The sequence below is a fragment of the Suilimivivens sp. genome (assembly GCF_037359455.1).
Classification (GTDB): Bacteria; Bacillota; Clostridia; order Lachnospirales; family Lachnospiraceae; genus Suilimivivens; species Suilimivivens aceti.
On record NZ_JAXXXI010000041.1, the window covers coordinates 37845 to 50583 of the forward strand.

Here is a 12739-nt window from a genome sequence, read left to right on the forward strand (position 1 = left end):
TGAAGTGGAAATGTTTGCACTGGGAAAGGCAATCTGATGAAATATAACATTGCAGTATGCAGGGAAGATGATGAAAGATATCCCAATGAACTACGGAATTTAAAAGGAATGCCATCGCTTCTGTATTATAAAGGCAATATAGAAATTATTAATCAGCATAAAAACATTGCAGCGATAGGAAGCAGGACACTTTCGGAGCAGGGAAGTAAACTGGCATATCGGACAGGAATAAAGATAGCAGAGGAAGGGTTCAATCTTGTAAATGGACTGGCGCTGGGCTGTGATACACTTGCATTGAAAGGGGCTCTTTCTGTAAATGGAAAATGTGTGGTGTTCCTTCCCTGCGGGCTGGATCGGATTTTGCCCGCTGCCAATCAGAAACTGGCAGAGGAAATTCTGGAGAAAGGTGGCTGTCTTTTGAGCGAATATCCGGAAAAAACGGCGGTACAGAAATACAGATATGTTGAAAGAGACCGTTTGCAGAGTGGAATCAGCCAGGGAGTGATTGTTATTGAAGCAGAACAGAACAGTGGAACAATGCATACTGCAGATTTTGCCATGCGGCAATATAAAAGACTGGCCTGCTATGCGTACAGCTTGTTACAGATGTCATCCGGAAATCAATATCTGGAAAATACCGGAAAAAGCACCGTTTTACATGATGAGACAGGCCTTGCTGCATTTCTTGATAATATAAAACAGTCACAGTCCTATGAACAGATGAAATTACCATTCTGAAACCAATATGATAGTTTCGGCATAATAGTGAAAAAGTAGGGTTACTCCCTGCTTTTTGCCTCCAGTTCTTTTTTCAGGGCTGCTATCTGCTGCTTCAGTTCCGCAATTTCAGCGTCTGACTGAATTTTCTCTGCCTTATAATGTTCAAACTTCTCCTGAATGCCCTTCATTCGCCGATAGTAATCTTCTCTGGCCTGGCACTGCAGGCGGATTTTTTCCTCCTGTGTCAGATGGTAGACAGTTTCGGAAGCTTCTTTTAAATATTCATTGTTCTGAGAAAGCATATGTAATTCCTCCCAGGTTCTGGCTTTGAAGAGGGAAGCCCAGAAGTCGATATGACAGGCTTTATCCTCATCGGTTGCTAAATGGATTTGTGTTAAGTCTAACACAGAAAGCTGCAGCTTGTCACTATAAATGGTATGATTTTTTACATTCAGAAGTTTATAGGTGGCATAAAATTCCGGGTGATCCGGAAACAGAGTGAAATTCAGAAGACCGATCTGGATGGCAGGTTTTACCGATTCATAGCTCTGACCTGCAGAAAGCTGATCAAACTCCCGGCAGAGATAGCTTAAGGAGCGTTCCGGCCAGTTATGTTCATTGATGACCTGCATTTCCAGGTTGATCAGGGTATTCTGGTTCAGGTCTACCCGGATATCCAGAAAAAAGGTTTTGTCGTTAATGGACTCGCCAAGGATAATGGGATTGGTGATTTCCACAGAAGAAATTTCTGATGGCGAAAGGTGGAGCAGGGAGGCAATAAGGCCGGTAAGTACCTTATTGTTCTGCTGCAGGAGAGCACGGAACAGGTAATTTGCCATTTCCCCCTGAATCAGTTATACTTTCCTATAATGATGTCGGGGTCAAAAGCCCCCGACTTTGATACCTACGGATTGCTTCGTGCTACGCACTCCCACAATCCTACCCAATATTCGCATATCGTGGGATTATCATCCCACTTTTATGCTCATATCGGGGCGGGTCCTAAGGTCTTTCACCCACTTATGAGCAAGCTCATGTGGTCTTAGACCTTTTGACCCTGGTATCCTATAACATGATATCAGATATTCTGAAACCACCAGACATTTATCCACACAGATAAAGAGGCATCCATGACCTTCCAGGAATTTAAAGAAAGATTTTCCTTACAGCTGAATGACCAGCAGGAGACAGCGGTACTGCACACAGAGGGAGCGGTACTGCTGCTTGCTGTGCCCGGAAGCGGAAAGACCACGGTACTTGTGACCCGTATTGGGTATCTGATCTATTGTAAGGGGATCCCACCGGAGCGGATCCTGACGGTGACCTATACGGTAGCAGCTACGGCAGATATGAAGCGGCGGTTCTGCGAGCTGTTTGGGGAAGAGTATGCCGGGCGGCTGGAGTTTAGGACGATCAATGGGATCTCCCAACGGGTGCTGCAGTATTTTGGATATAAGACCGGCAAGACACCGTTTGACGTAGCGGACAAGGAAGCGGTGGCTATTCTGAAAAGTGCCTTTTTCGAGGTAAGAAACAGCTTTGCCACAGAAAATGACATCCGTGAGCTGCAGACAGCGGTAACCTACGTGAAAAATATGCGCTATACGGAGGAAGAGATACAGAAGTATCAGACACCAGTACAGAAGCTTCCGGAGATTTATCAGGCATATCAGAAAGGGCTGAAGGAGAAGTCGCTGATCGATTATGATGACCAGATGGTATATGCACTGCGGATTCTTCAGCAATTCCCGGAGGTGCGCTCACATTTTCAGGAAAGCTACAGCTATTTCTGCGTGGATGAAGCGCAGGATACTTCGAAGATCCAGCATGACATGATCCGGCTGCTTTCTGAAAAATGCGGCAATCTTTTCATGGTGGGCGATGAAGACCAAAGCATCTACGGGTTCCGGGCGGCCTATCCGGAGGCACTGGTAGATTTCGAAGCGGTACATCAGGGGGCGTCTGTGCTTCTGATGGAAAGCAATTACCGGAGCGGACAGCAGATTGTAGAGGCGGCAGACCGCTTTATCCAGAAAAATGTGGCGCGGCACGAAAAGCACATGACACCATGGAAGGATATGGAAGGAAAGGTACAGCGGATCACGCTGCGGAACCGGAAAGCCCAGTACGCATATCTTCTTCAACAGGCCAGGGAGAAAAAAGGGATATCGGCGGTGCTTTACCGGAATCACGAAAGTGCCCTGCCGCTCATTGACCTTCTGGAGAGGGAGGGGATTCCATACCGGATGAAGGGGAGTGACATGACCTTCTTTTCCCATCCAGTGGTGGGTGATATCTGTGATTTCCTGCGGCTTGCCCAGAACCCATATGATGGGGAGGTGTTCCTTCGGATCTATTATAAAATGGGAGCCGGGATCAGCAAGGCGGCAGCACTGGAGGCCATAGAGAATAATTCCCTGAAGCGGACGCTCCTGCAGGAGGTGGCAGAGGGAGAGAAGGCAACGCCCTTTGTCAGAAAGCAGTGCCGGTCGCTGCAGACACATTTTGCCAGTATGCAGAAAGAAGGAGCAGGCAGGGCAATCTACCGGATCCTGCATTTCATGGGCTATCAGGATTACATGGAAAGCCATGGACTTGACAGTGGCAAGGCAGAGATCCTGCGGATCCTTGGAGAAGCGGAAAATGACAGCAGGGCATTTTTACGGAGACTGTTGGAGCTGCAGGAGCTGATTTTGGCAGGCGGCAGCATGACGAAGCAGAAACCGCATCTTCTGCTTTCAACCATTCATTCCAGTAAAGGGCTGGAGTATGACAGGGTATTTCTACTGGATATGGCAGAGGGAATCCTGCCCTCTGTGCAGAAGCCGCCTGAGGGGAAAAAGGGCACCGGGAGCGGCAGAAAGGCAGAGAAGGACAGGGAACTGTATGAGGAGGAACGACGCCTTTTTTATGTAGCCATGACCCGTGCCAGAAAGGAGCTTTATATTTTTACCTTTGAGGATGGAAGCACATCCTCCTTTTCCAGGGAGATATTTGCGTCCAGGGCATCAGCAGCAGGGAGCAGGGGGAAAGGAATCGGAATATCCTGCGGGAGCCGGCAGGCATACACATATGATATGGAAGAATATAAAGAAGGTATGTATGTCCTGCATAAAACCTTCGGGCTTGGTCTCATCCTGAAAAGGGAAGGGGACAAGGCCATGATCGCCTTTCCGGATCCGGCGGGGATGAAGACGATCTCTCTTTCTGTGGCACTGGAAAACGGTCTCCTGCGGAAATAACATTGCTTTTCAAATGACCACAGAGTATAATGAAATATATGCAGAAATGATAGTCATACTAGCAGATGGGAGGAAGAAAAAGTGAAGAAAATGGAAGAATATATCCGGTGCATTCCTGATTTTCCGGAGCCCGGTATCATGTTTCGGGATGTGACAAGCGTATTGCAGGATGCGGAGGGACTGAAGCTTGCCATTGATTCCATGATCAAAATACTGGACGGCGTGGATTTTGATGTTGTAGCAGGAACAGAGTCAAGGGGCTTTATCTTTGGAGTACCGGTTGCCTATGCTATGGGGAAGGCATTTGTCCCGGTCCGCAAGAAGGGAAAGCTGCCCTGTGAAACAGTTTCTGAGAAATATGCGCTTGAATACGGGTTTGCAGAGATCGAGATGCATAAGGATTCTATTAAACCGGGACAGAAGGTTGTCCTGATCGATGACCTGATCGCAACCGGCGGAACGATCGAAGCTGCGATCAAGCTGGTAGAGAGACTTGGGGGAGAAGTAGTCAAGATCGTATGTCTGATGGAGCTTGCAGGGCTGGAGGGCCGCAGGAAGCTGAAGGGCTATGATTTTGAAGCAGTTGTTACTTATGAAGGGAAATAATCCATAGACAGAAGGGTATTTTTGGATTATAATAAAATGTAACGAAAACGATTAAGTTATATGCTTCACTGGGGGTTACATATGAAAAAGAAAAATATTTTTGTCAAATTACTTGGCGCCTTTCTGGTTCCAATCGTAATGATGATCGTTCTTGGAGTGGTGTCCTATGAGACCGCGTCCAAGTCGACGATGGAGAAGTATGAGCAGTCTGCCAGCAGTACTGTGGTTTCAGTGGCAGAATATATGAAGCTGCTGACACAGACAGTGGAGAGCGGTACGACAGAGCTGCTTACCTCAGAGCAGGTAAAAAATTACTTTGGCTTGAATGCCGGCAGCAAGGACAAGAATAAGGAAGCAACTTCTTATAATGAAATGAAGGATCTGATCCTGAAGCAGACCTCATCGACCAAGTATACGGCAAATGTGCATGAGTTTGCCCAGCTTGGACGCCCGGTTTCTTCCACCACGAAGGATTCACCGACCAAGGTGGCTTTCCCGGATGGGGCTTATGATGAGTTCCTGAAGAGGGAAGGTGCTGTTTTTGAAGATTCTACAGTAAAAAGTATATGGATGGGAACACACCCTTATATTGATGAGACGACCGGTATCACCACAGATGATTATGCATTCAGCTTCGTGAAGAGATTTACGACGGGTAAGGGATTCCTTACCGTTGATATCAAGATGGATACGGTTGCAGAGGTTCTTGGAAAGATGGACTTTGGCAAGGGCAGCAGTGCATCTATCGTGACTGCGGACGGACGTGAGATCAATATCCAGAATGGAGAAGTGACAGATGCAGAGCTGTACCAGGGACTGGATCTTGCTCCTGCAGAAGGAAAGGACAGCGTATCTGAATATGTGGATGTAGGCGGCAGGAAATATCTGCTTCTGGCGGCACCGGTCGGAGAAACTGAAATGACAGTATGTGCCCTGATCCCGGAGGCCAGTATCCTGGAAGAGGCATCAGGACTCAGGAACACTACGGTTATATTCGTGCTGATCGCTTCTGTAGTAGCGATCATGATCGGTATCATACTTTCCAGTGATATCCGTAAGACACTGAATACCATCTCTAGGTGCATGCAGGTGGCAAGTGAAGGTGATCTGCTCGTACAGATTCCGACCAAGAAGAGAAAAGACGAATTCGGGCTGGTATCCAAGAGCATTGGCAAGATGCTTGGCGGTGTGAAGGAGCTGCTGTGGCAGGTTCAGAAGTTTGGTGGTGAGGTAGATACCTCCGCAGGGCAGGTAGCAGAAACGACCTCGCAGATCCTGTCTTCCATGGAAGAAGTAAACAGTGCCCTTGGCAGTGTGGAAGCAGATGTTGCTACTCAGGCACAGGATGCAGAGGATGGCTATCAGATGATGGCAGCCTTCGGCGATAAGATCAACCACATGAATGAAACGGTGGACTCCATGGGCAGTATGATGCAGAGCACGATCGGAAGTATCCAGCGTGGTACTACCATGGTGGATGAGTTGAAGAGGACAGCAACAGCTACCGGCAAGATCACCAGAGAGCTGGTAGACAATGTTGAGAATGTAAACGAACAGAGTACAGCGATCGCAAGGATCATTGAAACGATCAGTGATATTGCAGAGGAGACGAATCTGCTTTCCCTGAATGCAAGCATTGAGGCAGCGAGAGCCGGAGAGAGCGGAAGAGGCTTTGCTGTAGTAGCCCAGTCTATTGGCAAGCTGGCAGCCCAGTCTATGACAGCGGGCAGCGAGATCACCGGAATTGTGGCATCGATTGAAGAAGCTACAAGAACTGCAGCGGAGTCTGCGGGACAGACAGAGAAGAATGTGGATTATCAGATGAAAGCACTGGAGGAAACGGTTTCCGTATTCCACGAGATCAATGATACCGTGCAGGCACTGGTATCTAATCTGCAGGGAATTACAAGCGGCATGACAGAGCTTGTTGGAGACAAGGATGATGTTCTTAAGAAGATCCAGGCAGTATCCCAGGCATCAGAGAGTGCAAGCGCTGCAACAACAGAGGTAACAGCAAGCATTTCTGAACAGGTTGAATTCCTGAAGGGTCTGACAAAGGATGCTGAAAATCTGCAGATGCAGACCAGAGAGCTGGAAGCTGCGATGTCAAAGTTCAAGATCTAAGTAAGAGAGCACATTTAAACAGAAGAATATGATCAGAGACCGGACTGCCAGAGCAGGTGTCCGGTCTCTTTTTTTGAAAATATACTAAAGTCTTTCCTGTTTTATCCGATATCTATTATGAAATCATAATAATGGAAGGAGGACAACAGAATGCGTATTGAAGCTTATTCACAGATCCAGCAGATTTATAATACAAACAGGACAACGAAGACGCAGGAAAAGAAGAATGTGCGCCCTACTGACCAGCTGCAGATTTCCAGCATGGGCAGGGATATGCAGATTGCGAAGGAAGCTGCAAGGGCTGCTTCGGATATCAGAGAAGAAGTGACCGCTCCTCTTAAAGCAAGTATTGAGGCAGGGACTTATCATGTAAGTACAGAAAGCTTTGCAGATAAGCTGTTTTCCAAATATGAAGAAATGAGGTAATCCCAGTGGCAAGTTTGATGGAAAACCTGATAGATGTACTGGATCAGGAAAGCGGAGAATATGAAGCGCTGCTGGGATTATGCAGAAAGAAGACGCCGGTGATCGTATCCGGCAATCTGGAAGAGCTTACCAGAATCACGGATGAAGAACAGACTATTGCAGGCAGAGTGAATAAACTGGATCATAAACGCCAGGAAACCTATGCCGATATTGCCAATGTAATTAACAAGGATGTTAAAACACTGAAGCTCACGGATCTGATCGCCATGCTTGAGAAGAGACCCTCTGAACAGCAGAAGCTGGCACAGACCTATGACAGATTAAGGGCTGTCGTGCAGGAAGTGAAAAGGGTGAATGAACAGAACAGGATCCTTTTACAGAACGCACTTGAGATGATTGAATTTGACATGAATATGCTGCAGTCCAGAAATGCAGCACCGGAAGGAGCCAATTATAACAGAGGCGCTTACAATACCGGTGAGCAGCTTGGCGTGAATTTTGGCGGTTTTGATGCCAAACAGTAAGGCAGCATTTGTAATTATATGAGGTGATAACAATGGGTTTGATGGGAAGCTTATACATCGGAGTATCCGGATTACAGACCGGTCAGAATGCACTGAATACCACAGCGCATAATATGTCCAATATTGACACTACCGGGTATACCAGGCAGCAGGTGCAGCAGGGTACCCGTTCTTATAATATCTTATCTAAGACAGCATCAGCCAATGCCTATCAGGAGACAGGGCTTGGTGTTAATTATTCTCGGGTTAAACAGGTCAGAGATTATTTCCTTGATAAAACTTATCGTCAGGAGAATGGAAGGAGTGCTTTCTATGACACTTCTGTTTCTGCTATAGAGGAGGTGGAGGATCTTCTGCAGGAGCTGCAGGGAGAGACCTTTTCCGAGGGGATCCAGAATCTCTGGAAAGCAGTCCAGGAGCTTTCAAAGGATCCGTCCAATTCTGTAAATCAGGGAGTATTTGTCCAGAGATGTAATGAATTTATTACAAGGGGCAAGGCGGTATATGAAGGACTTGCAGAATATCAGGACAATCTGAACAATAACCTGAAAAAGGAAGTAGATACGATCAATGAGTATGGTAAAAGGATCGTGGAGCTGAATCAGGCGATCCTGAGGATCGAGGCAGGGGGCAGGGAGCATGCCAATGACCTTCGTGACCAGAGAAACCAGCTGCTTGACGAATTATCAGGCAAGGGGAATATCAGCTACTATGAGGATGTAGACGGCAATGTGCTGGTGAAATTTGAAGGAAATGATTTTGTAAAGGAAGATTCGATCAATGAGATCGCACTTCTGGAGGATGAGGTGACCGGGTTCTATACACCTTATTGGAAAAATCTGGCAGATACCACGAAGAATCCTATAGATATCAGCTCTGCCAAAGTTTATGATATGCAGCAGACGATCTCCACAGATACCAATACAGATATCGGATCCCTGAAATCCATGCTGTTTGCAAGGGGAGATCACAGAGCAACCTACGAAGACCTGAAGGATGCGGATAATTATGAAAAGAACATATCCCAGTCGATCCTGATGAATGTACAGGCAGAGCTGGATCAGCTTGTAAACAAGGTTGTAACGGGGATCAATGAGATTTTCAAAAATGCAGCTGATAAGGCCGGCAGTTATCCGGACAGTACCTATATGAGAGACGGTAATGGAAACCCTTATCAGATTTTTAATCTGGTAGCAAATGAAACGGATCAGAATGGGGATCCTTACTTTACCATAAATAATATCATCATTAACGGTGAGATCAAGCAGTCCCCATCCTTACTTGGATTTATCAGACCGGATCAGAAGGTGGATCAGGATACAGCAGATGCGTTGAAAACGTTGTTTACAGAGGCCGTGCATACGCTGAATCCAAAGGTTCATACGAAGACAAATCTTGCCAATTATTATAATAATCTGGTATCTCAGGTGGGAAATACAGGATCAGTACTGAAGGGGATCAGTGAGAACCAGCAGAAGACGGTAAATGAGACATATGCAGCGAGAGATCAGGTGCATGGTGTATCGTCTGATGAGGAGCTCAGCAATATGATCATGTTCCAGAATGCTTATAATGCAGCCAGCCGTTATATCAATGTGATCAGTGAGATGCTGGATCACGTGATCTCAACGCTTGGCAGATAATCAAAATAATCAGAGATGAGGTGACAGCATGCCTTCACAGTTTTTTGGATTACAGATCGCAGGCTCGGGACTTAGAGCTTCCAATGCGGCTTTGAATACAACAGCAAATAATATTTCCAATGCCCAGACCAAAGGCTACAGCAGACAGGTGGTATCACAGGAAGCAAATAATGCACTGCGTACCTTTACGACCTATGGCTGCGCCGGTGCCGGAGTTGATACGATTGCGATTGAACGTGTGAGAGACCAGTTCTACAACGTGAAGTACTGGGATAACAACTGCAAATACGGAGAGTATCAGTCTAAGGCCTATTACTGCAAGACCATTGAGGATTATTTCAATGATAATGGAAGTACAGGCTTTAAGAGTGTCTTTGATAAGATGAGCCAGGCACTGCAGAGTGTGGTATCCAATGCCAGCAGCGACCATTCAAAGCAGACCTTTATTTCCTCGGCCAAGGCGCTGACGGATTATTTCAATACCATGTATGGAAATCTGCAGGAGCTGCAGAAGGATGTAAACCTTGAGATCCAGCAGAATGTGGATCAGATCAATTCCATTGCAGAGAAGATTGCCACCTTAAGTAAGCAGATCAATGTCATAGAGCTTTCCGGAGCAAAGGCCAATGAACTCCGGGATCAGAGAGAAAAGCTTGTTGATGACCTTTCTAAGATTGTGGATGTGGATGTTACAGAATATGACATCACAGATCCGAATAAGCCGGACAGAAAGACGGGGGGAACCCGTTATATTGTGCAGATCGCAGGGGGACAGCCACTTGTAGATGCCAATGATTACAATACCCTTTCCTATACAGCAAGATCCACCTCCGAGAAGGTGAACCAGACGGATGTAGACGGATTGTATGAGATCCACTGGTCAAACGGCAATGAGTTTAATCTGACCAATGCAGCCATGAAGGGCAAGCTGAAGGGACTTGTAGAGCTCAGGGATGGAAATAACGGCACCAACTTTGAAGGTAAGGTAAAGTTTGTAAAGGGTGGCGGCACTAAGGTTACGATCGAGGTAACAGCCAATGACCTGAAGGATATGAAGACCTGTACGCTTTCTGACACGGGCGGTCATATCAATATAGCAAATACGATCTATGATTATACATCATGGGTATACAATAATGATGGCACTTACACCTTTACCCTGAAGACGAGTCCGGATACCGGACTTCCTACAACACAGGCAGTCGGTAAGGAAGCGAAGACCTCAGAATCCATTAAATATCAGGGGATTCCCTATTATATGGCACAGATGAACACATGGATCAGGGGCTTTTCTGAGAAGGTAAATAATATTTTTACCGGTGGTGTGAACGCTTATGACGGTAAGGGATGCATCCTTTTTACAGGAAATAAGGCAACGGGAGGACAGTATACAGAGGCTGACCTTGATGCAGCTAAGGACAACGGTCTGTATGAGCTGACGGCAGGAAACTTTACTATAAATGAAGAGCTTCTAAATGATGCAGGGCTTCTGGGCACCAGATCATGGATCTCGAATGATGAATTTCAGGGTGTGGAGGAATGCGGACAGATCAAGGAAATGATCGAGCTTCTGACGAGCAAGGAGAAATACCAGTTTCGGAATGGTTCAGCCAGTCAGATGCTGGAGATGATCCTGTCGGATGTGGCACTGAACGCAAGCAATGCCAATACCTTTGAAAAGACTTATGAGGGACTGGAAAATACGATTGAGAACCAGAGAAGTTCGATATCCGGAGTGGATAAGGATGAAGAGGCGGTCAGCCTTGTAAAATATCAGAATTCCTTTACACTGGCATCCAAGATGATCCAGACACTGACGGAAATTTATGACAGACTGATTCTGGAAACTGGCGTATAAAGCCAGGCCATAAAGAGGAGAACATAGCTATGAGAATAACAAACAGGATCATGGAAAATAATTCCCTGTACAATATCAATAACAATAAGATCTTACAGGATAAGCTCAGTACACAGATGTCTACGACCAAGAAGCTGACAAGACCATCGGACGATCCGGTGACAGCGATCCGTGCACTGCGGCTTCGTACCAGTGTATCCGAACTGACACAGTACTATGAAAAGAATGCACCGGATGCAGACAGCTGGCTGTCTATTACAGAGGGCGCGCTCAGCACAAATGCCGAGGTTCTGACAGATCTGGTCAAGAAGGCGGGCAAGGCAGCCAATAAGGAAAAGAGAGTGGAAGACCTGAATATCCTTCTGCAGGAAATGAAGACACTCCGGAATGAGTATTATTCTACAGGCAATGTAGACTTTGCAGGCAGATATGTATTTACAGGCTACCGTACCAATACCACGCTGACCTTTACAGAGGAGGATGCGGCAAAGGGTGATTCCTACAATATGACAGAGCCGGTGAAGCTGAAGGATTTTGATACCACCAGTTATACAAATATGAGTACGCTTGCCGGGCTGACGAAGAGCAATTATAATGATGCCAAATATGATACGGTGACTGAACAGGATGTAACAAACAGCACCATCCACAGGATCCGCCTTTCCTATGACAAGCTGAGTGCAGCCCGTATTCAGATCGGAACTGCTACGGTTGATGCAGGTGGGAATGAAGTTTTTAAGCCTATTCAGGGTATTGATTCTGCAGACATTCAGACAGCGGCATCGGCAGAAGCAGGCTATCAGCAGATTGCAGCAGCAAATAAAGCAGGAACTGCAGCCATGGCCTACATTCCGGAGACGGGAGAACTGTTATTCAGTGACAAGGCCTATGAAACCCTGAGCAAAGCGGTGAAGGATGATACCGAGATTTCCATTAATTATACAAAGAGCGAATGGGAAAAGGGTGATTTAAGACCTGAGCATTATTTCAGAAGCACTGTTACGAAGGCAGATGGTACAAAGACCAAGTTTAATTTTGAGGCAGATGTGAACGATCAGGTGATAGAGTATGATGTGGGATATAACCAGACGATACGTGTCAATACCATGGCAAACGAAGCCTTTTCCCATGGCCTTAATAGAGATATCGAGGATCTTGAGAGAGCACTTTCTTCCCTGCAGGAGATCAATGCGACCATGACGGATCTGAGCAGGCTGAAGAAGGAACTGACAGAGGGGACTGCCGACTATGAAAAGGTAGAGAAGCAGCTTGATGCAGCAACCAAGGCTTACAATTACGCCAGAGAAAACATCCATACAAAATTTGAAAATTCCATTACCAGTATGCAGGGATATCTGGACGACACCAATATTGCAGTTACAGATAATGGTACGAGAAGCAGCAGACTTGCCCTGATCAGCGACAGACTGATGGATCAGAAGACAACCTTTAAAACGCTGCAGTCCGAAAATGAGGATGCAGATATTGCGGAAGTGACTGTGGAACTCACCAGCTCCAAGCTGACGTACGAAGCGGCATTGATGGCAACAGGAAAGATATTACAGACATCACTGATGAATTATATTTAAAACGTAC

Annotated in this window: 10 protein-coding genes; 9 read left to right on the forward strand and 1 reads right to left on the reverse strand. The window is 46.3% G+C overall.

All coding sequences use genetic code 11. The features are described from left to right. The first annotated feature begins 36 nt into the window (after positions 1–36). Entirely contained in the window at positions 37–738 is a 702-nt protein-coding gene (locus tag WJQ40_RS07800) for a DNA-processing protein DprA (protein ID WP_337539081.1), read from the forward strand. Positions 739–779: 41 nt separating this feature from the next. Here the strand turns inward: WJQ40_RS07800 and WJQ40_RS07805 are convergent, their stop codons facing one another. Further along, entirely contained in the window at positions 780–1559 is a 780-nt protein-coding gene (locus tag WJQ40_RS07805; protein WP_337539083.1) for an Rpn family recombination-promoting nuclease/putative transposase, read from the reverse strand. 291 nt (positions 1560–1850) lie between these two features. Here WJQ40_RS07805 and WJQ40_RS07810 point away from each other — a divergent pair, with 291 nt between their 5' ends. The 8 genes from WJQ40_RS07810 to flgL all read left to right on the forward strand — a co-directional run bounded on the left by WJQ40_RS07810 (position 1851) and on the right by flgL (position 12732). After that, on the forward strand, positions 1851–3962 hold the full coding sequence (locus WJQ40_RS07810) for an ATP-dependent helicase (protein ID WP_337539084.1): 2112 nt from the start codon (positions 1851–1853) through the stop codon (positions 3960–3962). Positions 3963–4043: 81 nt separating this feature from the next. After that, the gene (locus WJQ40_RS07815; protein ID WP_262575843.1) at positions 4044–4568 is read left to right on the forward strand and encodes an adenine phosphoribosyltransferase; all 525 of its coding nucleotides are present in this window, start codon (positions 4044–4046) and stop codon (positions 4566–4568) included. Between the two features lie 81 nt (positions 4569–4649). Further along, positions 4650–6692 carry a methyl-accepting chemotaxis protein gene (locus WJQ40_RS07820; RefSeq protein WP_337539087.1) on the forward strand — a complete coding sequence of 681 codons (2043 nt, stop codon included), beginning with the start codon at positions 4650–4652 and terminating at the stop codon, positions 6690–6692. Positions 6693–6842: 150 nt separating this feature from the next. Next, complete coding sequence (gene flgM / locus WJQ40_RS07825) at positions 6843–7118, forward strand: flagellar biosynthesis anti-sigma factor FlgM (protein ID WP_337539088.1); 276 nt, start codon at positions 6843–6845, stop codon at positions 7116–7118. 5 nt (positions 7119–7123) lie between these two features. After that, positions 7124–7642 (forward strand): flagellar protein FlgN, encoded by a 519-nt coding sequence (locus WJQ40_RS07830; protein WP_337539090.1) that lies wholly within the window; start codon positions 7124–7126, stop codon positions 7640–7642. 32 nt (positions 7643–7674) lie between these two features. After that, positions 7675–9285: a flagellar hook-associated protein FlgK gene (gene flgK / locus WJQ40_RS07835; RefSeq protein ID WP_337539092.1), complete on the forward strand. Its 1611-nt coding sequence runs from the start codon at positions 7675–7677 to the stop codon at positions 9283–9285. Positions 9286–9313: 28 nt separating this feature from the next. After that, a complete protein-coding gene (gene flgK / locus WJQ40_RS07840) occupies positions 9314–11143 on the forward strand; it encodes a flagellar hook-associated protein FlgK (protein WP_337539094.1) in 1830 nt (609 codons plus the stop codon). A 29-nt stretch (positions 11144–11172) separates the two neighbouring features. Next, complete coding sequence (gene flgL, locus WJQ40_RS07845) at positions 11173–12732, forward strand: flagellar hook-associated protein FlgL (RefSeq protein WP_337539096.1); 1560 nt, start codon at positions 11173–11175, stop codon at positions 12730–12732. Positions 12733–12739: the final 7 nt, after the last annotated feature.

Excerpts from the sequence above, each read along its gene's own strand:
- flgM (WP_337539088.1), top strand. The coding sequence starts at position 6,843 with ATGCGTATTGAAGCTTATTCACAGATCCAGCAGATTTATAATACAAAC.
- WJQ40_RS07805 (WP_337539083.1), bottom strand. The coding sequence starts at position 1,559 with ATGGCAAATTACCTGTTCCGTGCTCTCCTGCAGCAGAACAATAAGGTA.
- WJQ40_RS07800 (WP_337539081.1), top strand. The coding sequence starts at position 37 with ATGAAATATAACATTGCAGTATGCAGGGAAGATGATGAAAGATATCCC.
- WJQ40_RS07820 (WP_337539087.1), top strand. The coding sequence starts at position 4,650 with ATGAAAAAGAAAAATATTTTTGTCAAATTACTTGGCGCCTTTCTGGTT.
- WJQ40_RS07810 (WP_337539084.1), top strand. The coding sequence starts at position 1,851 with ATGACCTTCCAGGAATTTAAAGAAAGATTTTCCTTACAGCTGAATGAC.
- flgK (WP_337539092.1), top strand. The coding sequence starts at position 7,675 with ATGGGTTTGATGGGAAGCTTATACATCGGAGTATCCGGATTACAGACC.
- flgL (WP_337539096.1), top strand. The coding sequence starts at position 11,173 with ATGAGAATAACAAACAGGATCATGGAAAATAATTCCCTGTACAATATC.
- flgK (WP_337539094.1), top strand. The coding sequence starts at position 9,314 with ATGCCTTCACAGTTTTTTGGATTACAGATCGCAGGCTCGGGACTTAGA.